Below are 23,331 nucleotides of genomic sequence, written 5' to 3' on the forward strand. Positions count from 1 at the left end.
TACGTATTTTACTTATTCAGATATTGAAATAGCTTATCAGCATGGACCAGATTATTGAGTTTTTTAAACACCTCATTAATCCCTCGTGGATTATTGAACATGGTGGGCTTTACCTGTTACTGGCAATTATTTTTGCAGAAACCGGTCTTTTTGTTGGTTTCTTCCTTCCCGGAGATTCCTTGCTTTTTGTAGCGGGCATTTATAGCAAAGAACTTTGCAGTAGCTTCTTTGATCTCCCTTTCCTATTGATTATGGTGATGGTAGCCATTGCAGGTGTATTGGGTAATCTGGTAGGTTTTTGGTTCGGAAAGAAATCGGGACCTTTGTTATTTAAGAAGCAGGATACTTTCTTCTTTAAAAAGAAACACCTGCACCAGGCGCATGAGTTTTTTGTGAAATATGGTGGTGGCGCCATATTTTTTGCCCGTTTCCTGCCTATTATCCGCACTTTTGCCCCTATTGTAGCTGGTATTGTGGAGATGGATACTAAAAAATTCATGGTTTATAACATCATTGGCTCATTTGCCTGGGTATTTTCCATGATGCTCGGTGGGCATTATCTTGATAAAATGTATCCGGGTTTGAAAGAGCACCTGGAGGTGATCATCCTGATCATTGTATTGATCACAACTTTACCGGTGATCATTAAAATTGTATTTGGTAAGGTCAAAAACCATCATCCCTCCTCCCATCAGCAAGATGCTGTAGAAAAAACAGACTCCTAGTTATAATTTTTTATATCTTTAAAAGGGCCTTCCAAGGCCCTTTTTTAATTATTCCCGTTATAATAATTTGTCAACCAAACCAATATGAAAACCGGTACTCGTTCCGTATCTATCTTTAATATAGCGGTGATCGTGGCATCACTGGGCTATTTCGTGGACATCTATGATTTATTGTTATTTACTATTGTGAGAGTGCCCAGTTTAAAATCGCTGGGGATACCACAAAATGAAATTGATGCCGGCGCCGGCATGTTGCTGATCAATATCCAGATGTTAGGGTTACTTGCAGGGGGGATTTTCTGGGGAGTGATCGGCGACAAAAAAGGGCGTTTAAGCGTTTTGTTCGGCTCTATTCTGATCTATTCTATTGCCAATATTGCCAATGGTTTTGTACATGGCATCCACGGATATGTGTTGTGGCGCTTTGTGGCAGGTTTTGGTTTGGCAGGTGAACTGGGGGCGGGTATTACACTGGTTTCCGAAATACTGCCCAAGGAGAAACGAGGTTATGGCACTATGATAGTAGCTACTGTGGGAGTTTCTGGGGCCATAGCCGCTAACCTGATCGCCAAATTGGTAGGCGACTGGCGCACTTGCTATTTTATTGGCGGCGGTTTGGGCCTGGCATTGTTGATATTACGGGTAAGTGTGATGGAGTCGCATTTATTTAATGCAGTAAAAGCATCGGCTGCCGCCAGAGGAAGTTTTGTAGCCTTGTTCACCAATAAGGAACGGTTTATAAAATACCTGAAATGTATGTTACTGGGTACGCCTACCTGGTTTGTGGTGGGTATTCTCATTGCGTTCTCCAATAAGTTTGCTTCCGTAATGAATGTACAGGGCGCCATCAGCCCGGGGGATGCGGTAGCTTTCTGTTATGCGGGCCTCGTGTTAGGTGATTTTACTACTGGTTTTATCAGCCAATTATGGAAAAGCCGCCGCAAGGTGATGATCGTGTTCCTGATATTAACAGGTATCATGGTGGCCGTGTATCTGAATCTTACCGGTGTAGCCACCTGGGTATTTTATACGGTTTGTTTTATCATGGGGTTCGGTGTAGGCTTCTGGGCTATTTTTGTGACTATTGCGGCAGAAAGCTTTGGCACTAACCTTCGGGCTACGGTAGCTACTACGGTGCCTAACTTTGCCCGGGGAATGCTACCGTTGATATCTTTGCTTTTCATAGAAGTGAACCGGCACTTTAGCTATCGCCAAAGTGGGGCCATTGTGGCGGTGATTTGTATTGGTATTGCACTTATTGCGGCCTGGAAGGTGGGAGAAACATTTGGGAAAGATCTGAACTACCTGGAAGAAATCTGATTACTGGTAGCTTTCCAGCATTTTATCCAGTAATTTATTCAATTGTATTACTTCTTTTTCATTCAATGATTTAAAGGCGCTGTTCAGCTGCACCACATCTTCACTGATAGATTTGAGCAGCTGCAGCCCTTTATCGTTGATGCGTACATCTACCGACCGCCGGTCCATTTCACTGTTCTTGCGTTCTATCAGGTCGGCTTTCCGTAGCCTTTCTACCAACCGGGATACATCACTCATTTTATCGAGCATCCTTTCTTTCAATAAATTGATGCTGGCGGCATTAGGGTGTTGGCCACGCAGGATACGCAGTATGTTGTATTGCTGCATAGTGATGCCATATTGTTTAAAGAATTGCTGATGCCGGGAGGTGATCCAGTTACCGACAAAGATCAGGCTTACCAGGCCACGCTGGATTTCGTTCTCAAATGTTTTTTGTGTGATCAGTTTTTCCAGGTTAGACATACATACAGAGTTAAGCCAGATATGATGAAACGATTTTGGAAGTGTTTCATTGATATAGTATTAGCCATTATCAGGGCTGCCGTAAAATTACAAATAAAAAAAGAATTACAGGTTTTGTCTTGTGGCGAATACAATAAAGTGTAAGGATGGAACAAAGAAATCAGCGGAGCAGGATAGGAAGATAGCTTCCGTATCTGGCTCCGCTGTTGCATATGTGGCAGTATTTTTATTAGACGGTAGCGGATTGCATTTTATCTAATACGTTCATTACTTCTTTTACATGTTTGGCAGAGGTATCGAGTAATTCTTTTTCAGCATCGTTGAGTTGCAGTTCGATGATTTTTTCGATGCCCTTTTTACCCAGTATTACAGGAACGCCCAGGTAAATATCCTTTAGGCCGTATTCACCGGTAAGCCAGGCGCAAACGGGGAAAATGCGTTTTTCATCTTTTACGATGGCTTCTACCATTTGTGCAGCAGCAGCCCCGGGGGCATACCAGGCAGACGTGCCCAGGAGGTTCACGATTTCTCCTCCGCCTACTTTGGTGCGTTGGATAATGGCGTCCAGTTTATCGGCAGGTACCAGTTCAGAAACAGGGATACCACCCACAGTGGTATAACGGGGGAGGGGTACCATAGTATCGCCGTGGCCACCCAGTAAAATAGCCTGGATGTCTTTCGGAGAGCAGCCTATTTCATCTGCCAGGAAAGCGCGGTACCGGGCGGTATCTAGGATGCCGGCCATACCAAATACCTTGCTGCTATCTTTTTTTGCGGTGAGGTAGCTGCAATAGGTCATCACATCCAGCGGATTGCTTACAATAATAATAATGGCGTCAGGGGAATATTTTATAATATTTTCTGTGACTGACTTCACAATGTTGGCATTGGTAGAAATCAGATCATCTCTGCTCATACCTGGTTTGCGGGGTAATCCGGAAGTAATTACTACCACATCACTGCCGGCAGTTTTAGTGTAATCGTTGGTTACTCCTGTAACCCGGGTGCTGTAATAATCAATGGGAGCCTGTTGCCATGTATCCAGCGCCTTGCCTTCAGCCGTTCCTTCCTTAATATCCAATAAAACCACCTCCTGTAGAAAATCTTTGTGGGCGAGTACGTTGGCGCAGGTTGCGCCTACATTCCCGGCTCCTACTACTGTAACTTTCATTTTGTCTATAGCTTTAAGAGTGAAGAAATGAATGTGATTAAACAAATGTAGTGATTCGGCATTACAAAAACCGGCCGCCTGGTACAATTTACAAGGCTCACTTGTTCAGGTAATACAGGAGGGAATCTATCTTTTCAGATCCTTCAAAGCCCTTCACAAACTGTTGTTTTTTATCATAGATATACAAACCGGGGAAATAGTGGAGGTCATAGAAATACATGATCTGCCGGGTAGGTTCGCTGGCCATAATAATATTGGGATACTGCTGGATTTTATAATGATCGTAATATTCTTTCATCTGGTCTACTTTGAAAGGAGTAACCATCAGCACTTGTGTTTTTTTGAACTTGTCTATATTTTTCAGCATTTCTTCTGTAAGATGTTTACAGTGGTCGCAATCAACACTGAAAATAAATACCAGGGTCTTTTCGCTTTTCTTCAGGTCGTTTTTAGTAATAGTATGGCCGTCAACGAGACTCAGCGGGAAAGACGGAATGATCGGATATTGCAGATAAGGAGGTTTGCTATTGGAATTCCCGGCAGTCTGAGCCATTAAAAGAGCGGGTAAACAGCTTAAAATAATGAAAAGCACGTAGCGCATACTTATAAAAATTTCTTGATTCAGGTTTAAATTTACCCCATAAATGTCATTTATTGAATAAAAAAGACGAAAATTGGGCCAGAAAGCTACTAATCTGTTTAATTTTGGGAATTAGTTGCATATTCATATGCGAAAATTTTTACTTTTGCAATCCGTATAAATTTTTAACTTAAAAATCAGTAACCTATTTATGGCTACCACCGCAGATATCAGAACAGGATTGATCATCAAGCTGGATAACAGTTTGTATTCTGTTGTAGAGTTTGGTCAGAACAAAACCGCCCGAGCAGCAGCGAAAGTTTGGGCTAAATTGAAGGGCGTTGATAATAGCCGTTCTATAGAGCATACCTGGAACTCAGGAGATACTATTTTTCCAATCCGTATTGAAAAGAAGCCTTTTCAGTTTTTATATAAAGACGATACTGGTTACAATTTCATGGACAATGAAACATTCGAACAAATTGCCATGCCGGAATCAGCTATTGATGCACCTCAGTTCCTGAAAGACGGACAAGAAGTAAGTGTTCAGATCAATACTGAGACTGAGCAATACATGGCGGTTGAATTGCCTGATAAGATTGTTGTACTGGTTACTTATTCTGAGCCAGGTGTAAAAGGTGATACGGCTACCCGTACCCTGAAACCTGCTACTGTAGAAACAGGTGCTACTGTAATGGTGCCGCTGTTTGTGGAAGAAGGAGAGCTAATCCGTGTGAATACCAAGAACGGAGAGTATATCGAGAGAGTAAAAGCCTAATTGTTATATTTTTTTGTTGCTTATCTGAATGATTTGAATGGTTTTGTTCAATGGCTTTATGCTGCTGAACAAAACCTGTTGGTATCCAGATAAGGAACTAATTCATATTCTATATTTCTAAACCAAAAACTGTCTACATGGACTTTAAACAGATTCAGGAACTGGTAAAAATGATCAATAAATCAAATATCAGTGAACTGAGCATTGAACAGGACAAGTTTAAGATTACAATAAAACAGAAGGACAACGAAGTTCAACAGGTAATCACTGTTCCTGCAGCCATGGCAACCGTACAGGCTCCTGCCGCTGTAGCTCCTGCAGCAGCACCTGCCGCATCCGCAGCCTCTGCACCTGCACCTGCTGCTCCTAAAGCAGATAACCTGGTTACCATCAAATCTCCTATGATTGGTACCTTTTACCGCAGTGCCGGTCCAGACAAAGCTCCATTCGTTAATGTTGGCGATGAAGTAACATCTGGCAAAGTGGTTTGCATTATCGAGGCAATGAAGTTATTCAACGAAATAGAGAGTGAAGTAAGTGGTAAAATCGTGAAAGTATTGGTAGATGACGCATCTCCTGTAGAATACGACCAGCCTTTATTTTTAGTTGAACCATAATAGTCTTTAGCTGTTAGCCTTTAGCTTTTTAGCCGTCGATATCCGTGATGGCTGGGATGCTAAGGGCTAACTGCTGAATACTAACAGCTATTATTAACTTATAAGGAAAACAATGTTCAAGAAAATATTGATTGCCAACCGTGGTGAGATTGCCCTGAGGATTATCCGTACCTGTAAGGAAATGGGTATCAAAACGGTAGCAGTTTATTCTACCGCAGATAAAGATAGTCTGCATGTGAAATTTGCTGATGAAGCAGTCTGCATAGGCAAGCCACAAAGCACCGAGTCTTATCTGAACATCCCTCACCTGATGGCGGCTGCAGAAATTACTAATGCAGATGCTATACATCCTGGATACGGCTTCCTGGCTGAAAATGCCCGTTTTGCTGAAATCTGTGGAGAACATGGAATTAAGTTTATCGGCCCAACTCCGGAAATGATCCGTAGAATGGGTGATAAGATGACTGCGAAAGAAACCATGATAGCTGCCGGTGTACCGGTGATTCCAGGTTCTGAGGGTTTGCTGCAGAGCGTGGAAGAAGCCAAATTACTTGCCAGGGGCATGGGACTTCCCGTGATCATCAAGGCTACTGCTGGTGGCGGTGGTAAAGGTATGCGTGTAGTATGGGAAGAAAGCGAGATCGAGAACGCATACAACATGGCTAAAAACGAAGCCCGTGCTGCTTTCAATAACGATGGTATCTACATGGAGAAATTTGTGGAAGAGCCTCGTCATATTGAGATCCAGGTGGCTGGCGATCAATACGGCAAAGTGTGCCACCTTAGTGAAAGGGACTGCTCTATCCAGCGCCGTCACCAGAAACTGGTGGAAGAATCTCCTTCTCCTTTCATGACGCCGGAGCTGCGTGAAAAAATGGGAGAAGCTGCTATCAAGGCTGCTGCTGCTATCAATTACGAAAGCGTTGGTACCATCGAATTCCTGGTAGACAAACACCGTAACTTCTACTTCATGGAAATGAACACCCGTATTCAAGTAGAGCACGGGGTTACAGAAGAAGTGATCAACTTTGATCTGGTAAAGGAACAGATCAAGATTGCAGCAGGTATTCCTATCTCCGGAAAAAATTATACGCCACAGATGCATGCTATCGAGTGCCGTATCAATGCGGAAGATCCATATAATGATTTCCGCCCTTCTCCAGGTAAGATTACTACCCTGCATATTCCGGGTGGACATGGTGTTCGCGTAGATTCCCATATTTATGCCGGTTACGTTATCCCTCCGTTTTACGATTCTATGGTGGCTAAGATCATCACGATGGCGCAAACCCGTGAAGAAGCGATCAACACTATGGAGCGGGCGCTGAGTGAGTTTGTGATAGAAGGTGTAAAAACTACTATCCCATTCCATCAGCAGCTGATGAGGGACGAAAACTTCCGTAAAGGTAACTTCACCACTAAGTTCACAGAAACATTCAAGCTGGTATAACGGCTACGGATATACTATTTTTTTAAACGCCCTCCTGATTCAAGTCAGGAGGGCGTTTAATTTTTATGTATACCTGTCATTTCCGGCTGTTTGGTAGTAGGAAAATAAAAAGCCCCGGATAAAAATCCGGGGCTAATCATACACCAAAACAATCTTACGGTTTATCGCAAGAAAAGCAGTTCTCTGTATTTAGGCAGCGCCCATTTTTTGTCATCCACCAGGAACTCCAGTTTATCGGAGTGGTAGCGGATCACATCAAAGTACGGCTTAATCTTTTCACAATAGTCAATCGCTTTTTGACGGCTATCGGTCAGTTTGTTTGCTAACTTACGTGCCTCAATCATAGCCTGTACATTTTCACTAATTACATTGATATGTTCAGCTATTTTAGCAGCAATTTGTTTTTGAGCTTTAGCGGCATCATCACCGAACCCAATTTCTTTCAGGCCACGGATATTAGTTACCAGTTCATTGAGGTAGCTAACAGCAGAAGGCAGGATAGTGTTGGTAGCGAGGTCTCCGATAACACGGGCTTCGATCTGTACTTTTTTCACGTAGTCTTCCAGCAGGATTTCATGACGTGCGTGAAGTTCTTTCGCGTTGTAGATACCGGTTTCAGTAAACAGTTTAGTTGATTTTTCAGTTACATAGGCATCCAGTGCTTTTGGAGTGGTTTTGATATTTGGTAAACCTCTCTTTTCGGCTTCTTTTTCCCATTCTTCACTGTAACCATCACCTTCGAATAATACTTTTTCCGAATCTACAATATATTTCCGAAGAGTTTGCATAATCGCAATCTCTTTTTTCTCGCCTTTTTCGATCAGGCCATCTACTTCTGTTTTGAAGTCTACCAAGGTTTTAGCGATGATAGTGTTCAATACGGTCATAGCAGATGCGCAGTTAGCAGAAGAACCTACAGCGCGGAATTCAAACTTGTTGCCAGTGAAAGCAAAAGGAGAAGTACGGTTACGGTCTGTATTATCCAGCAGTAACTCAGGAATATGACGGTGAAGATCCAGTTTGAGGATCGCTTCATCTTGTTCGTCAAATTTGTTGTTAACGCGGTTTTTCACTTCTTGCAGTACATCAAACAGGTATTTACCGGTAAATACGGAGATGATAGCAGGAGGTGCTTCGTTAGCGCCCAAACGGAAGTCGTTGCTTGGTGAGGCGATAGAAGCTCTCATCAGGTCAGCGTAGTCGTGAACTGCTTTGATGGTGTTTACGAAGAAAGTGAGGAACATCAGGTTGGTTTTCGGTGTTTTACCGGGAGCCAGCAGGTTTACACCAGTATCTGTAGCCATGCTCCAGTTGTTGTGTTTACCTGAACCGTTGATGCCTGCAAATGGTTTCTCGTGCAGTAACACTTTCAGTTTATGACGTTTAGCCACTTTGTTCATCACATCCATCAGCAGGGAGTTGTGGTCTACTGCGATGTTTACTTCTTCGAAGATAGGAGCGCACTCAAATTGGGAAGGCGCTACTTCGTTGTGACGGGTTCTTAAAGGAATACCCAGTTTGTAGGCTTCTACTTCGAAATCGCGCATGTAAGCATATACGCGGTCAGGAATAGCGCCGAAATAGTGGTCTTCCAGTTGCTGGCCTTTAGAAGGAGCGTGGCCTACTACGGTACGGCCGGTCATGATCAGGTCCGGACGGGCGTTAGCCAACAGTTCATCTACCACAAAGTATTCCTGTTCCCAACCCAGGGTAGCAGTTACTTTGGTAACGTTTTTATCAAAATAGTTACAAACGTCTACAGCAGCTTTATCCAGTGCAGCGAGAGCTTTCAGGAGTGGAGCTTTGTAGTCGAGAGATTCGCCGGTATAGGCAACGAAGATAGTAGGGATGCAGAGGGTTTTACCTGTAGTTTGTTCCAGGATAAAAGCAGGTGAAGATGGGTCCCAGGCAGTATAACCGCGGGCTTCAAACGTTGCTCTTAAACCTCCGTTAGGGAAGCTGGAAGCATCTGGTTCTTGTTGAACCAGGGCATCACCGTCAAATGTTTCGAGGGCAGATCCATCACCCTTAAGGGTGAAGAAGGAGTCGTGCTTCTCAGCGGTGGTACCGGTTAATGGCTGAAACCAGTGTGTATAGTGGGTTACACCTTTTTTCATTGCCCATGCTTTCATGCCGGATGCAATTTGTTCGGACATCTTACGTTCCAGCTTGGTACCATTTTTAATAGAGTTCATCAGGCTTTTATAAGCCTCATCGCTCAAATATTCGCGAACTACTTTACCAGAGAAAACATTGCTGCCAAATACATCGGTTATTTTACCAGTAAATTCGGTGAGAGTGGAGTCTACGCCAGCTAATCCTTCCAGCGCTTTGAAACGTAACGATTGCATGCTGTAAAATATTTTACACAAAAGAACGCATCAGCAATTATAATTGCAAATAAATTGTTCATTTTAACTGAAAAATTACATTTACTGGCTTAAAAGTGCCATTTTTTTGTGATTTCATCAAATATTTAAAGTTGGTTATTCTGAAATCTAATGAATGTAAAAAATAATAATATGTATCTAGTGGCCAGGAATATTCCTCCCGTTATGCGTGAGTAAGCGCTTGGCATTTGTAGGAAAATCATGTACTTTTGCGACTTCTTTTAAATTACTCGTTTTTTATACTTAAATACATGCAAACCACCGTAGAAATTGCTGAACAGCTAGGACTTACCGCTGACGAGTTTGAACGAATTAAATCTATTTTAGGCCGTGTTCCCAATTTTACAGAGTTGAGTATGTACTCTGTTATGTGGAGTGAGCATTGCTCTTACAAGAATTCAATCGTTTGGCTGAAATCCCTGCCCCGCGAAGGAGACCGACTGCTGGTTAAAGCAGGTGAAGAAAATGCCGGTCTTGTAGATATTGGTGATGGCTACGCGGTTGTATTTAAAATTGAATCGCATAACCACCCTTCCGCCATCGAACCCTTTCAGGGGGCCGCTACCGGCGTAGGTGGTATCCACCGCGATATTTTTACCATGGGCGCCCGCCCTATCGCAGCACTCAACTCCCTGCGTTTTGGTAACATTAATGATCAGAAAACACAACACCTGGTAAAAGGTATTGTACATGGTATAGGACACTATGGTAACTGCTTCGGCGTTCCTACTGTAGGTGGTGAAGTTTATTTTGAAGATTGCTACGGTACCAATCCCCTGGTAAACGCTATGAGTGTGGGTATCGTAAAAGTAGGGCAAACAGTTTCCGCTACATCTTATGGTGAAGGCAATCCTGTTTTCATAGTGGGTTCTGCTACCGGTAAAGACGGTATCGGCGGCGCTTCTTTCGCTTCTGCCAATATCACAGAAGATAGTGTGGAAGATTTGCCGGCAGTACAAGTAGGCGATCCTTTCCAGGAAAAGAAATTGCTGGAAGCCTGCCTTGAGATCATCAAAACAGGCGCTATTGTGGGTATGCAGGATATGGGCGCTGCCGGTATCACCTGCTCTACTGCAGAAATGAGCGCTAAAGGCGAACATGGTATGAACATCTGGTTAGATAAAGTACCTACCCGTCAGAAAGATATGAAAGCATGGGAAATGCTGTTGAGCGAAAGCCAGGAGCGCATGCTGATAGTGGTGAAAAAAGGCCAGGAACAACCCATCCTCAATATCTTCGAAAAATGGGACCTGCATTGTGTACAGATCGGCGAAGTAACCAAGGATAAGAACCTGAAGTTCTATATGAACGGCGAACTGGAGGCAGATGTTCCTGCCGAAAGTATGGTACTGGGTGGCGGCGCTCCCCAATATCACCGCGCTTATACCGAACCTGCTTATTTCGCTAAAGTAAAGGCTTTCGATATTCAGCAAATCCCTGATACCGATAACCCGCACTTTGTGGCCGAGAGAATGGTAGCTTTACCCAACATCGCTTCCAAACGCTGGATCTACAATCAGTACGATAGCATGGTAGGTACTGCCAACGCCAGCACTAATGCCCCCAGCGATGCAGCCATCGTATTGGTAAAACCAACTAAAAAGGCATTGGCAATGACTACCGACTGTAATGGCCGTTACGTATTTGCCGATCCTCATAAAGGCGGGCAAATTGCCGTAGCAGAAGCTGCCCGTAACATCGTTTGCTCCGGTGGCGAACCCGTGGCGATTACTAACTGCCTTAACTTCGGTAACCCCTACGATCCGGAAGTATATTACCAGTTTGTACATGCAGTACAAGGTATGGGAGAAGCTTGCCGTAAGTTCAATACTCCTGTTACAGGTGGTAACGTGAGCTTCTATAACCAATCTCCGGAGGGTCCGGTATATCCTACGCCTACTATCGGTATGGTGGGAGTGTTGGATAGCATGGACCAGCGCATTACCCTGGATTTCAAGGAAGAAGGCGATCTGGTATACCTGATAGGCCGCAGCCGCAACGATATTAACAGTTCTGAATACCTGCATAAGATCATAGGTGTAGCATACAGCCCTGCACCGCACTTCAACCTCGATGAAGAGCTGCACGTACACCAGGCGATCACTAAGCTGAACAAAGCCGGTTTGATCCAGTCTGCCCACGATGTAAGCGATGGTGGTTTATTCATTACCATGCTTGAAAGTGCTATGCCTGGCGGTAAAGGTTTTGAACTGCAGCTAAACAATAAGTTCCGTAAAGACGCTTACCTGTTCGGTGAGAGCCAGAGCCGTGTAGTGGTAACTGTTAAGCCGGCAGATAAAGAGAAGTTTGAAGCACTGTTACATGGCTTGGTAGACGCTTCAGATACTTCTGTTCGTTACGAAAAGATTGGTGTGGTAACCGGTGAGCAAGTGAAAGTAAATGGTGAAAACTGGGGCGCGGTAGCTACCTGGAAGAAAACTTACGATACTGCCATTGGAGAACACATGAAGAAGAGTATCTAGTATTTAACTTTTTTGGATATAATAAAAAAGTGGCTGTATTAGAACAGCCACTTTTTTTATGTCGTAAAGTAGTGGTAGGTTAAGCCGCCATTTTCATTTTTTGTTGTTTGTTTTTGGAAGATAGCTGATGCGCTTTTTTCCGCTTATACCATATCAGGAAGCCGGATACAGATAATATACCGGGAGTTAAAGCCAGGAAGGAATAAACGATTTTCAGCAGTATACCGCCATAGTTGCCATAATGCAGGGGAGAAATGCAGGCATTGAACCGGTCGCCGAAAGAGGCATTGCTGAAATCTACTTTTTTGGTCACTTTTCCGCTAGTATCAAAGAAAACAGAAGAGGAATATTTCCCCCAAAAAGCAGATTCATGCCCTTTTCCCACTATTCTTAACGGATCGCCCGCTTTTCTGGGAGGCCGGAGCCCTATCGGTTTAAAGCCGGGGATCACCGTTCTAGCTTTGGCCACCAGGGCATCGTAATCGGCATTAAAAGGAATGGCAGTATAGCCGGTATTAGCTTTTTTGCGGGAATCAAGCACTTTTAATTCCAGCATAAACCCTGTAAAAGAGATGACTAAGTTGAACAATAAAGCCCATACGCCCAGTAGACGGTGCAAATTGCGCCAGCGTTTGCCGGGATGTTGCCATTCCAGTTTCATCCGGAATGTGAGCACTTTTACAATGGCCTTGCGATAAATAAATAAACCGGTGAGCACTGTTAAAAAGAGGCCTATTGCAGTAATCAGCACAATGATTGCTCCTGTTTTACCACTTAACAGGGTAAAGTGCAAGTAGAGTAATAAACTGGAAAAATTGCTTTTGTTAGAGAATTTCTGCAGTATTTGGCCGCTATATGGGTTAACTAAGAGATACATTTTATTGTCTGCCGAGTAATCGGCGCGCAGGAGGGCGCTTTCATCTGCGGCCTGGGGAAGCTGCATAAAATACACGTAAGGTTTCCCAGGCAGCGATTGCTGTGCTTGTTGTAATAATTCCTGTAATGGTTTGGGAGAGGCTTGTGGTGTTACATGCCAGGCGTGGGCGTATTGAAGATGATCGATTTCATCACTGAATACCAGCATACTGCCGGTAAGGCTCATTAACAAGAGCATACAGCCCACTACGAGCCCTACTATCCGGTGCAATGCGTATAATTGCTTGTTCCAATGAATTTTCAAAACCCGTATTTTATTATTTCCTTGTCAGTTTGATCAGCATTCATCTATTCACGAAAGCGCTATGTTGTTGGTATTTTGCAATGTGCTTCCACAGTCATTTGGTTAAAAGCCTGAATATGGACTGCTTCAGTATAAAGTTATACTATAAGAAGGTATGGGTGTTTACGCAAAAAGGAAAAATTTTGATCGCATTGGGAAAAAAATGGGTTATTCCGGTAGTAGGGGTGATTTATTACCGCAGTGTTAATCTTTAACAAGCCATTAACAAAATACAACTTTTGTGTTATGGATTTTGAGGAAAACTGCTATATTTTTGAGAAGCATCGATAACAAAAGAAATAGCTTTAAAGGAAAATATTTATATAAATTATTTGGAATCACTTGGTTATTCCAATTTCTATGAAAACCATTTGTTCTCTACCATGTCCTGATGAAATCTAATGAAAATTACACCTAGTGAAAGAACGATTTGTAGTAGGGCTGAGTAACATCAGCCCTTTTGTTTTGCCCAGTTTTTGTTTTGCCCGATCCTGCGCGCTATCTTTTCCCATTTAAATAGAGAAGCCTTCCTGGAAAGCAGGAAGGCTTTATTGTTTCAGTAATTGATAACTGGATTATACCATGGGAATTTCAGCTACCTGGTAAACTTTTTCATCGAGTTTAGCTTTGGTTTCGCTGAATGCCTTGAGGGTTAGCTCAATATCCTCGTCGCTATGGGCAGCGGTAGGGATGAGGCGGTAAATAATCTGACCTTTAGGTATTACGGGATATACTACAATAGAGCAGAAGATATTGTAATTTTCGCGTAGGTCCAAACACATGGCAGTAGCTTCTGGAATATCGCCCTGCAAGTAAATAGGTGTTACCGGGGAGTTGGTTCTGCCGATATTGAAACCACGTTCTTTCAGTCCGTTTTGCAGTTTATTTACATTGTGCCAGAGTTTTTCCTTCATTTCCGGATGCTCGCGCATCAGTTGTACACGTTTCAGGTGGCCAATTACAATCGGTAAGGGAATGGATTTGGCAAATATCTGGGAGCGCATGTTATAGCGCAGGTAGTTGATGATAGGTTTGTCGCCGCTGATGAAAGCGCCGATGGAAGCCCCGGATTTGGCAAAGGTATTGAACAGCAGGTCAATTTTATCTTGTACGCCCTGTTCTTCACCGGTACCGGCGCCGGTTTTACCCATGGTACCGAAGCCATGTGCGTCGTCTACCAGCAGGCGGAATTCATATTTATCTTTAAAAGCAGCAATTTCTTTCAGTTTGCCCTGATCGCCGGCCATACCGAATACGCCTTCGGTTACCACCAGGATACCACCGCCCTGGACTTTAGCCAGTTCAGTAGCACGTTTCATTTGCTTGTCGAAGTCTTCCATATCGTTATGTTTGAACACATAACGTTTGCCGGGGTGCAGCCGTAAGCCGTCCAGGATGCTGGCGTGGCATTCTGCGTCGTATACAATAACATCCCTGCGGCCTACAATGGCATCAATAGCGCTCATAACACCCTGGTATCCATAGTTCAGCAAGGTAGTGGCTTCTTTGCCCATGTAGTTGGAAAGTTCATTTTCCAGTTGCTCATGGTAATTAGTGTTACCGCTCATCATGCGTGCTCCCATTGGGGTGGCCATGCCAAAATCAGCAGCAGCTTTTGCGTCTGTGGCGCGCACTTCCGGGTGGTTAGCCAACCCTAAGTAGTTGTTCAGACTCCATACAATCTTTTCATTACCCCGGAATTTCATACGGGGACCTATTTCTCCTTCCAGTTTGGGAAAGGCGAAATATCCATGGGCTCTGTCTGAATGTTCCCCGATAGGGCCCAGATGTTTCAGCAGTTTCTCGAAAATGTCCATACGATATGTTATGTAATGGTTAATTCATTCCAATAAAAATGGACACAAAGGTATTAAAATATTACTTTTTGTAAACTTGGTTTCCTTTTTTAACAGGCATCTTATTTATATTTTGCAGGCTATTTAAAAAGATACCTGTTAAAATATCTGGTAACATTTAAAATTAATACGTTTTCTAATGAAATTTTCACATTTCCTGACGGGCATTTTCCTGTTCTCTACTACCCTCAGTAACGGGCAGCAAGCTACTTCTCAAAAACCATTTAATCATCCTGCGGTATCTAAAGGTACCCCAACAGCTTCCCGGCCCAAGCTGATTGTAGGCGTAGTGGTAGACCAAATGCGTTGGGATTATCTTTACCGTTATGCCAACAGATACAGCGCAGGCGGCTTTAAGAGGTTGGTACAAGAGGGTTTTTCCTGCGAAAATACACTCATCAACTACACCCCTACTATTACCGCTTGTGGCCATACCTGTGTTTATACCGGTTCTGTGCCGGCCATACATGGCGTAATCGGCAACAGTTGGTATAGTCCGGAACTGGGCCGCACGGTATATTGTGCAGAAGATACCACAGTGAACGTTGTAGGCAGCAATTCTGCCACTGCGGGCAAAATGAGCCCACGCAACATGCTGGTAACTACCATCGGGGACGAACTGAAACTGTCTAACAACTTTGCCAGCAAAGTAGTGGGTGTGGCTATTAAAGACCGCGGCGCTATCCTGCCTGCCGGTCATACTGCCAATGCTGCTTATTGGTACGATGGTGGCTCTGGCAACTGGATCTCCAGCACCTATTATATGAACGAGCTTCCAGCTTGGGTACAAGCCTATAATAACGATAAAATGCCACAGCAATACCTCAGCAAACCATGGACGACTTTGTATCCTATTGCTTCCTACACCTTAAGCACTGCGGATGAGAAGCCTTATGAGGGTAAATACCGGAACGCCGCCAATACTTCCTTCCCGCATGATCTGAGCGCCATGGCCAATGGTAGCATTGCCGCTTCCCCCTTTGGTAATACTATGACCCTGGAATTTGCCAAAAAAGCCCTGGAAGCTTATGAAATGGGCAAAGGCTCCGCTACAGACTTGCTGGCGATCAGCCTTTCTTCTACCGACTACGTAGGCCACCAGTTTGGCCCTAACTCCATCGAAACAGAAGATACCTACCTGCGTTTGGATCAGGACCTGGCTGCCTTTTTCAATTACCTGGATGCCCGCATCGGTAAAGGACAGTATCTTTTCTTTATCACCGCAGATCATGGCGTGGCGCATGTGCCAGGTTTTATGGAAGAAAATAAACTGCCAGGAGGCACCTGGAACGAGCAAGCGGCTATCAGAGCGCTGAACGAACAGGTAGCTACGCAATTTGGCGTGAAAAGCGTGATCAAAGGGAGCGATAACTACCAGCTCTGGCTGAACCATGAAGGCATTGCGGAAGCAGGAAAAAATGAAGCAGACATCCGCCAGTTTATCATTGCACAACTGATGAAATCTCCGGCTATTGCCAAAGTATTCCCTATCGATAACCTGATGGGCACTACATTGCCAGAGCCAATGCGCACCATGCTCTCCAACGGATTTAATACCAAAAGAAGCGGCGATATACAACTGGTATTGGCACCAGGATATATAGACGGCGGTAAAACTGGTACTACCCATGGCCTTTGGTATCCATACGATGCACATATTCCATTGGTTTGGATGGGCTGGGGCATTCAACCAGGTAAAACCAACCGTACAGTGGGTATGACCGACATCGCTCCTACATTGGCAGCCTTGTTGCACATCCAGATGCCTAGCGGAAACGTAGGACAGGTAATACAGGAGATTACCCATTAATTTTTTTTGCTTAGATTGCCATAGAAGTTTACCTGGCTACCCGGTTTATCCGGGTAACCAGGTAACTTGTAATACTTCGTTTATGGCTTTTACCTTTTTACAATATACTGTAGCAGATAGGGTGGCTACAATTACCTTAAACCGCCCTGAAAAGCGGAATGCGCTGAATGGAGCATTGGTTGCGGAACTGCGCCAAGCGTTCCGGGATGCCGCCACAAACAGCCAGGTGAAGGTAGTGGTGCTGAAAGGGGCCGGAGAAGCGTTTTGCGCCGGTGCAGATCTGGAATATCTCCAGCAACTACAAAGAAATACCTACAAAGAAAACCTCACTGATTCCCAGGAACTGATGCAATTATTCCGGGAAATATACGAACTTGACAAGATTGTGATAGCCCAGGTACAAGGACATGCCATTGCCGGCGGCTGCGGCCTGGTAACCCTGTGCGACCTGAGTTATGCTGTACCTGAAGCATTAATGGGCTATACCGAAGTAAAGATAGGCTTTGTTCCCGCCCTGGTAGCTGTTTTCCTGGTCCGCAAAATAGGAGAGGGCCGTTCCCGGGAATTATTATTAACCGGGAAGCTGGTAACAGCAGAACAAGCAGCAGCGAGTGGCCTGATTACAGCAGTAGTACCCGCGGAAGAGATAGAAACGCATGTAGCAAAAATAGCCAGCAGTTTGTGTAAGGAGGCTTCCGCCAATTCCCTGAAAGTAACCAAGCAACTGATTGGCACTGTACTTGACCTTCCTTTAGCAGAGGGATTATCGCATGCAGCTGTTCTTAATGCACGTACCCGGGAACACGAAGATTGTAAACGCGGGATAGCCGCTTTTTTAAATAAAGAGAAGTTTAGCTGGTAGTTTACTTACCCACCATTGCTATGACCACATCAATTAACACACCACACTATGTCACATCGGTTGTTACTAACTTTTATTTTTCTGTACAGTTCTGGTACCCTACTGGCCCAGCGCATCGTTTCTGATGCCAAAATTGTGTATAAGATGGAGTTGCCTCCCGAACAGTTACAAATGGACGCCATGCTGGAAGGCAGCACTTTTACCCAATATATGCGTGGCCCGCTGAGTAGAATAGATATGAATTTCAACATTGCCCATTACACCTACCTGATCAATAGTAAAACGGAAACAATGACTACGCTGATAGATGTACATGGCAATAAATACCTGATCCGGGCGGGCAAAGAACAATATGATAAAGACCTGAAACAATATGAAGGCATACAGTTTAAAGACCAGCCGGAAACCCGGGATATAGCCGGTTATACTTGCAGAAGAGCCATTGGCACTATGCCCGACGGAAAAACCTTTGAGCTGTATTATACCCCCGACCTGGTGCCGGAAAACAGGCAATATAACCGCCGTTTTGTGAACCTGAAAGGTATTCCCCTGGAGTTTGAAATTATCACTAAAACAGGTGCTAAAACCCGTGTAATAGCAACTAAAGTAGAGTTAAACCTTATTCCAGCCTCTTATTTCGATGTGCCAAAAACAGGGTATAAAGAAGTGAGCCAACAGGAGATAGAGAAAATGTAAGCCCAAAATAGCATTAAAAAAGAGGCGGTTAAAAGCTTTACACTTTTAACCGCCTCTTTTTTAATTGTAAGTAAGAAACGTTAAGCTATATTACCAACTGATGGATAAAAATCATTCAATTCCATCTTCGCTTATTGGATAACTGTTAAAACCCTGCTAACCCTTTTTAAGCGGCAAAATGATCTGCAGCTTTTGGAAATTCATATTTCCAGGAGGCTGGGATTGAACTTGTACGTTGTAAGGAACCACATAGGTAATGTTACCTTTAGTATAGGTCATTACAGCGTTTAAGTTGATGACAGTATTATTGTTAGCGGTGTTGGTAAATTTAAAATCGGAGTTAAAGGTACCGGAATACCGATAACTTGCATCCAGACCCAGATTTGTTTTGGGCATGGAGGTGTTCAGCACAAAATGCTGGCTGTCGGAAGCCTTTTTCACTTTGTCTTTATTATTATCAGAGGGCAAAAAGTTATTATTTGCCACCGCATTGAGGGCAAAGAACGCCAAAGCGCTTGCCAAGAAACAAGACAATGAAAAAGTGCGTGATATGTAATTTTTCGCTTTCATTGTAATACAAATGTACAAACTTTCTGATGTATTCTATAACATCTTCTTAACGCAAGATACGAAGAAATCACAAAGAATTGTTAAAAAAGTTTTAAAAATGTTGATTTTACCCATAATTGGGTCATAGAAAAAATACTATATTTACACCAATGAGTAAAGACTTTTCATTTTTAAACGAGGATTTTGATGATCTGAGAGACTTGTTGCAGCAGTTTGAAAACCTCCGGGCTGGTAAGTCTCATTCTTTTTTGGACGAAGATTCATTTGAGCAGATCATAGACTATTATGATGAGCATGACGAAATGCCAACTGCCTTGCAGGCAGCAGAACTAGCCATCGAACAATTTCCATATTCTTCCGTCTTACTCCTCAAAAAGGCCAACTTACTGATAGAAACCAAGAAATACACAGAAGCATTGGATTTATTGGAAAAAGCAGAAGTATTGGACCGTACCGATATCAACCTCTATATCCTGCAAACCGATGTGTACCTGGCGTTGAACCAACATCAGAAAGCAGCGGCCGTACTGGAAGAGCAGATTGAGCAATTTGAGGGTGAAGACAGGACTGAATTATTATTGGAGCTGGCTGATGTGTACGACGACTGGGAAGAATTCGAGAAGGTGTTTGATTGCCTGAAAATGGCGTTAGAGCACGATCCGAACAACGAGGAAGCCTTGCATAAAATCTGCTTCTGGACCGAATTTACCGGCCGCAATGAGGAAAGCATACGCCTGCATAGCGCCATTATAGAGGAACATCCGTTTAATCACCTCGCCTGGTTTAACCTGGGAACTGCATATCAAGGGCTGAAACTGTATGAAAAAGCCATTGATGCCTATCAGTACGCTGTAGCGATAGACGAGAAATTTGACTATGCCTACCGGAATATGGGGGACGCCTTTATCAGGCTGCGTAAATATGCGGATGCTATTGAAGTGCTGCAGAAACACCTGGAAATTGCAAAGCCGGAAGATGTGATCTACGAAGCTATTGGCCATTGTTATGAAAAGCAGCGTAAATATACCCAGGCCCGTTATTATTACCGGAAGGCATCCCACCTGAGCCCCGGTGATGATAAGCTCTATTATAAGATTGCCGTAGCTTATATGATGGAAGCCAACTGGGAAAATGCTGTTAAATCCCTGCAGAGTGCGCTGAAAATCAATAAAAATAACGCAGAATATAACATGAGCATAGGCGAATGCTACCTGGAGCTGGGAAAGAACAAAGACGCCCTGGTACATTTCATGAATGCAGTACGTACCCGCCCTAAGAGCGCTGTTACCTGGCAGGAACTGCTTAAAGGGTTGTATGTATCCGGATTTTTGGAAGAAGCCTTGGCGCAACTTTCTATTGCAGAGGAAAAAGCAGGCCGCAAACCTATATTTATATATTACCGTGCTGCTATTCTGATAGCCATGAAAAAAACCAAAGAAGGGTTACTGCATCTGGAAACAGCCCTGCAACAAGCGCCGAAAATTGTAAAAAAGCTGGTAGAGCTAGACCCGGCTATATTGCAACATGTGAGTGTGGTAGATTTAATTGCCCAGTATCGTCGTAAACGTTAACCAATGTTATTTACTTTAATAAAATAAAGTATACTTCTTATTTTTGCGCCGGCTTTTATTGTCATGAACAAAAGTCAATCGTATTTCCGGTTACTAAAATTGCATCTACGCTATCCCGAAGTGCCTGGCGGAAATTAGTATGTGTTTTAATGACCAATAAGAAGATAAAAATATTTCAAATGAATTTTAATCTGACACAAATTCCGGAAAGGACAAAGAAGCCCCGTACACATGGACTGACCATGGTAATGGATAAGGGGTTAAGTTTGGAAGAAGCACGAAATTTTTTATCAGTAGCAGGTCCTCACGTTGATATCCTGAAACTGGGTTTTGGCACTGCTTATGTTACGCCTAACCTGCGCGCAAAAATTGAACTTTACCAATCGGCCAACATTCCTGTATACTTTGGAGGCACCCTCTTTGAAGCCTTCATGATCCGTAACCAGTTTGATGAATATGTAAAAGTGGTAAAGGATTTCGGGATCAGCTATATGGAAGTTTCTGATGGTTCCGTTACCATCCCGCATGCAGAAAAATGCGGTTACATCGAGAAACTAGCTAAAATCGGTTTAGTACTGAGTGAAGTAGGTTCCAAAGATGCTGAACATATTATTCCTCCCTACAAATGGATAGAGCTGATGAGCGCAGAGCTCTCTGCCGGCGCTACCTACGTGATCGCGGAAGCACGTGAAAGCGGTAATGTAGGCATTTACCGCGGTAGCGGTGAAGTAAGGGAAGGACTGGTACAGGAAATCCTGACCAAAATACCCGCAGAAAAAATTATCTGGGAAGCGCCACAGAAAGCGCAACAGCTGTACTTCCTGGAACTGGTGGGCTGCAATGCTAATCTGGGCAACTTAGCCCCCAATGAAGTAATTTCCCTGGAAGCAATGCGTGTTGGATTAAGAGGAGATACTTTTAACCTGTTCCTCGACAGGGAATAAACTAATTGTGCTATTAATTTATCTGGTGAAGCAGAGATCCTCATAGGTCTCTGCTTCACTACATTCAAACAGCTCCGGAAGTATGAAGATATACGGACTTATTGGCTATCCACTTAGCCATTCTTTTTCGAAAGGATTTTTTAAAGAGAAATTCGAGAAAGAAAATATAGCAGGATGCCTGTATGAAAATTTCCCCATACCCGCTATCACTGAGCTTCCCAACTTATTAGCCCAACAGCCGCAGTTGCAGGGATTAAACGTTACTATTCCCTATAAAGAAGCAGTGATCCCTTATCTGGATGAACTGAGTAAAGCTGCTGCCCAGATTGGGGCGGTTAACTGCATACAGATAGAAAATGGGAGAAAGAAAGGTTATAATACAGATGTGATCGGTTTCTCGAAATCCTTGCAGCCGTTGCTACAGCCCCAGCATACTCATGCCCTGGTACTGGGTACAGGAGGAGCTGCCAAAGCTATTATGTATGCGCTGCAGCAACTGGGCATCGCTTATACAGTAGTAAGCCGTAAGGCCGGTAATGGCGCTGTGCCATACGAATCGCTTACCCAGTCTGTTATGGAACAACATACCTTGATTGTAAATACTACTCCACTGGGCATGTACCCCCAGGTGGATACTCTCCCGGAAATTCCTTACCAGCACCTTACTTCCCGGCATCTGCTGTACGACCTGGTGTATAATCCTGCTGAAACCGCTTTTTTGCAAAAAGGGGCTGCACAGGGTGCGGCAGTGAAAAATGGCCATGAAATGCTGATCCTTCAGGCAGAAGCCTCCTGGGAGATCTGGAATCACCTGGTTTAAGTAAGGCATGGCTTACAGAAATACAAAGTTGTTGATATGAATACAACCACAATTAAAAGGGGCTAGCCAAGTAAGTACTGGTTAGCCCCTTTTAATTTTTATCATATCTCTTGGTAATCTATTGCGGTTTTATCATGTAATACATACAAGTGGTAACAAAATCCCGGAAATAAGGGATAGCAGCAATGGGTTTCCATTGCTCGCGTGCTTTTACCCCGAACTTATATTTGTAGATAGGATTGATCAGATAAAACCTACGCTGGGTAATTTTATACCGTTGCTGTTTTACAATGCGTTCAAATCGTTCAATGGAAATACCGGTAGATTTTACATCCATTAGGTCTACCACTACATCATCGCCTTCGCCGAACATCCGCAATACCCCTTTGTATAAGGGTTTGGGAAGCAGGTGTATATAAGGCACCATGCTCAGGAACTTATTGGCGCAAATCTGTTGATGTCCGCCGTGTGGCATATACCAGGGTGGAAAGCCGAAATACACCTGCCCACGGGGGGTAAGCAATTGTTTTAGGTGGCCAATGATTTTTTCCTGATCCGGAATATGTTCGATTGCATCTTTGAGGATGATCACATCAAAGGAATGGCGGAATTCTCCCAGAAAATCAACATCATAAATGTTTTTGGCAATCAGTTTTAATTGTCCGTTATCCAAATAATGTTGCAGAAAACTTTTTGCCAGTTCTATACGATCGGGCGCCAGGTCTACGCCTACGCAGTTACAGCCCTTTTCAAGCAGTGGGGTGAGCACGCCGCCTTCCCCGCAACCTACTTCCATTACCCGGAGCCCTTCCAGATGAGGAAACTCCAGTTCTATAAAAGGCAGTACGTAGTCGCGCGAATTGTCTACCTGTTGCTGGTATCGTAGTCTTGCGTCTTTATGATGTTCTAATGCCATGAAATAAAAATTGCGTGAATTTAATAAAAACCAGCAAACTTTTCGGTGGTTAGCTGTTCGCTGCTAATTGCCGGGTTATTAAACGAAGGCT

General features: G+C 43.7%; 20 protein-coding genes. 12 read left to right on the forward strand and 8 right to left on the reverse strand.

Annotation, left to right across the window (positions count from 1 at the left end; translation table 11 throughout):
• Window positions 1-41: 41 nt before the first annotated feature.
• Both ACDQ55_RS07225 and ACDQ55_RS07230 read left to right on the forward strand, forming a co-directional pair.
• Window positions 42-725, forward strand: a complete 684-nt coding sequence (locus ACDQ55_RS07225) for a DedA family protein (RefSeq protein ID WP_420980627.1) — start codon at window positions 42-44, stop codon at window positions 723-725.
• An 84-nt stretch (window positions 726-809) separates the two neighbouring features.
• Window positions 810-2,045 carry an MFS transporter gene (locus ACDQ55_RS07230; protein WP_420980628.1) on the forward strand — a complete coding sequence of 412 codons (1,236 nt, stop codon included), beginning with the start codon at window positions 810-812 and terminating at the stop codon, window positions 2,043-2,045.
• On the opposite strand, the gene ACDQ55_RS07235 is transcribed toward ACDQ55_RS07230, so the two are convergent.
• The 3 genes from ACDQ55_RS07235 to ACDQ55_RS07245 form a co-directional block, all read right to left on the reverse strand.
• The gene (locus ACDQ55_RS07235; protein WP_420980629.1) at window positions 2,046-2,507 is read right to left on the reverse strand and encodes a MarR family winged helix-turn-helix transcriptional regulator; all 462 of its coding nucleotides are present in this window, start codon (window positions 2,505-2,507) and stop codon (window positions 2,046-2,048) included.
• A 229-nt stretch (window positions 2,508-2,736) separates the two neighbouring features.
• Window positions 2,737-3,678 carry a malate dehydrogenase gene (gene mdh, locus ACDQ55_RS07240; RefSeq protein WP_420980630.1) on the reverse strand — a complete coding sequence of 314 codons (942 nt, stop codon included), beginning with the start codon at window positions 3,676-3,678 and terminating at the stop codon, window positions 2,737-2,739.
• Between the two features lie 97 nt (window positions 3,679-3,775).
• On the reverse strand, window positions 3,776-4,231 hold the full coding sequence (locus tag ACDQ55_RS07245; RefSeq protein ID WP_420980631.1) for a peroxiredoxin family protein: 456 nt from the start codon (window positions 4,229-4,231) through the stop codon (window positions 3,776-3,778).
• Window positions 4,232-4,469: 238 nt separating this feature from the next.
• Here ACDQ55_RS07245 and efp point away from each other — a divergent pair, with 238 nt between their 5' ends.
• From efp to accC, 3 genes are all read left to right on the forward strand, one after another.
• Window positions 4,470-5,036, forward strand: a complete 567-nt coding sequence (efp, locus tag ACDQ55_RS07250; RefSeq protein WP_420980632.1) for an elongation factor P — start codon at window positions 4,470-4,472, stop codon at window positions 5,034-5,036.
• A gap of 137 nt (window positions 5,037-5,173) precedes the next feature.
• Window positions 5,174-5,653 carry an acetyl-CoA carboxylase biotin carboxyl carrier protein gene (gene accB / locus ACDQ55_RS07255; RefSeq protein ID WP_420980633.1) on the forward strand — a complete coding sequence of 160 codons (480 nt, stop codon included), beginning with the start codon at window positions 5,174-5,176 and terminating at the stop codon, window positions 5,651-5,653.
• 112 nt (window positions 5,654-5,765) lie between these two features.
• Window positions 5,766-7,103, forward strand: coding sequence for an acetyl-CoA carboxylase biotin carboxylase subunit (gene accC, locus ACDQ55_RS07260; protein WP_420980635.1), 1,338 nt, complete (start codon window positions 5,766-5,768; stop codon window positions 7,101-7,103).
• A 161-nt stretch (window positions 7,104-7,264) separates the two neighbouring features.
• On the opposite strand, the gene ACDQ55_RS07265 is transcribed toward accC, so the two are convergent.
• The gene (locus ACDQ55_RS07265; RefSeq protein WP_420980636.1) at window positions 7,265-9,454 is read right to left on the reverse strand and encodes a glutamine synthetase III; all 2,190 of its coding nucleotides are present in this window, start codon (window positions 9,452-9,454) and stop codon (window positions 7,265-7,267) included.
• A gap of 290 nt (window positions 9,455-9,744) precedes the next feature.
• Between ACDQ55_RS07265 and purL the strand changes: the two genes are divergently transcribed.
• Entirely contained in the window at window positions 9,745-11,976 is a 2,232-nt protein-coding gene (gene purL / locus ACDQ55_RS07270; RefSeq protein WP_420980637.1) for a phosphoribosylformylglycinamidine synthase subunit PurL, read from the forward strand.
• A gap of 79 nt (window positions 11,977-12,055) precedes the next feature.
• Here purL and ACDQ55_RS07275 read toward each other — a convergent pair whose 3' ends face one another.
• Window positions 12,056-13,156 (reverse strand): PepSY-associated TM helix domain-containing protein, encoded by a 1,101-nt coding sequence (locus ACDQ55_RS07275; protein WP_420980638.1) that lies wholly within the window; start codon window positions 13,154-13,156, stop codon window positions 12,056-12,058.
• A 614-nt stretch (window positions 13,157-13,770) separates the two neighbouring features.
• Complete coding sequence (locus ACDQ55_RS07280; protein WP_420980640.1) at window positions 13,771-15,012, reverse strand: aminotransferase class I/II-fold pyridoxal phosphate-dependent enzyme; 1,242 nt, start codon at window positions 15,010-15,012, stop codon at window positions 13,771-13,773.
• Window positions 15,013-15,190: 178 nt separating this feature from the next.
• Here ACDQ55_RS07280 and pafA point away from each other — a divergent pair, with 178 nt between their 5' ends.
• From pafA to ACDQ55_RS07295, 3 genes are all read left to right on the forward strand, one after another.
• Window positions 15,191-16,861: an alkaline phosphatase PafA gene (gene pafA / locus ACDQ55_RS07285; RefSeq protein ID WP_420980641.1), complete on the forward strand. Its 1,671-nt coding sequence runs from the start codon at window positions 15,191-15,193 to the stop codon at window positions 16,859-16,861.
• Window positions 16,862-16,943: 82 nt separating this feature from the next.
• Window positions 16,944-17,723 (forward strand): enoyl-CoA hydratase/isomerase family protein, encoded by a 780-nt coding sequence (locus tag ACDQ55_RS07290; protein WP_420980642.1) that lies wholly within the window; start codon window positions 16,944-16,946, stop codon window positions 17,721-17,723.
• Between the two features lie 48 nt (window positions 17,724-17,771).
• Window positions 17,772-18,419 carry a hypothetical protein gene (locus ACDQ55_RS07295; RefSeq protein ID WP_420980643.1) on the forward strand — a complete coding sequence of 216 codons (648 nt, stop codon included), beginning with the start codon at window positions 17,772-17,774 and terminating at the stop codon, window positions 18,417-18,419.
• Between the two features lie 156 nt (window positions 18,420-18,575).
• Here the strand turns inward: ACDQ55_RS07295 and ACDQ55_RS07300 are convergent, their stop codons facing one another.
• The gene (locus ACDQ55_RS07300; RefSeq protein WP_420980644.1) at window positions 18,576-18,989 is read right to left on the reverse strand and encodes a hypothetical protein; all 414 of its coding nucleotides are present in this window, start codon (window positions 18,987-18,989) and stop codon (window positions 18,576-18,578) included.
• A 149-nt stretch (window positions 18,990-19,138) separates the two neighbouring features.
• On the opposite strand from ACDQ55_RS07300, the gene ACDQ55_RS07305 reads away from it, so the two are divergent.
• The 3 genes from ACDQ55_RS07305 (at window position 19,139) to ACDQ55_RS07315 (ending at window position 22,324) form a co-directional block, all read left to right on the forward strand.
• Window positions 19,139-20,560, forward strand: coding sequence for a tetratricopeptide repeat protein (locus ACDQ55_RS07305; RefSeq protein ID WP_420980645.1), 1,422 nt, complete (start codon window positions 19,139-19,141; stop codon window positions 20,558-20,560).
• Window positions 20,561-20,739: 179 nt separating this feature from the next.
• Window positions 20,740-21,504: a phosphosulfolactate synthase gene (locus tag ACDQ55_RS07310; protein ID WP_420980647.1), complete on the forward strand. Its 765-nt coding sequence runs from the start codon at window positions 20,740-20,742 to the stop codon at window positions 21,502-21,504.
• Window positions 21,505-21,586: 82 nt separating this feature from the next.
• Entirely contained in the window at window positions 21,587-22,324 is a 738-nt protein-coding gene (locus ACDQ55_RS07315) for a shikimate dehydrogenase family protein (RefSeq protein WP_420980648.1), read from the forward strand.
• A gap of 118 nt (window positions 22,325-22,442) precedes the next feature.
• Here the strand turns inward: ACDQ55_RS07315 and ACDQ55_RS07320 are convergent, their stop codons facing one another.
• Window positions 22,443-23,240: a class I SAM-dependent methyltransferase gene (locus ACDQ55_RS07320; RefSeq protein ID WP_420980649.1), complete on the reverse strand. Its 798-nt coding sequence runs from the start codon at window positions 23,238-23,240 to the stop codon at window positions 22,443-22,445.
• Window positions 23,241-23,331 lie beyond the last annotated feature (91 nt).

It is taken from the genome of Chitinophaga sp. 30R24 (assembly GCF_049056765.1).
In the GTDB taxonomy this organism is placed as follows: domain Bacteria; phylum Bacteroidota; class Bacteroidia; order Chitinophagales; family Chitinophagaceae; genus Chitinophaga.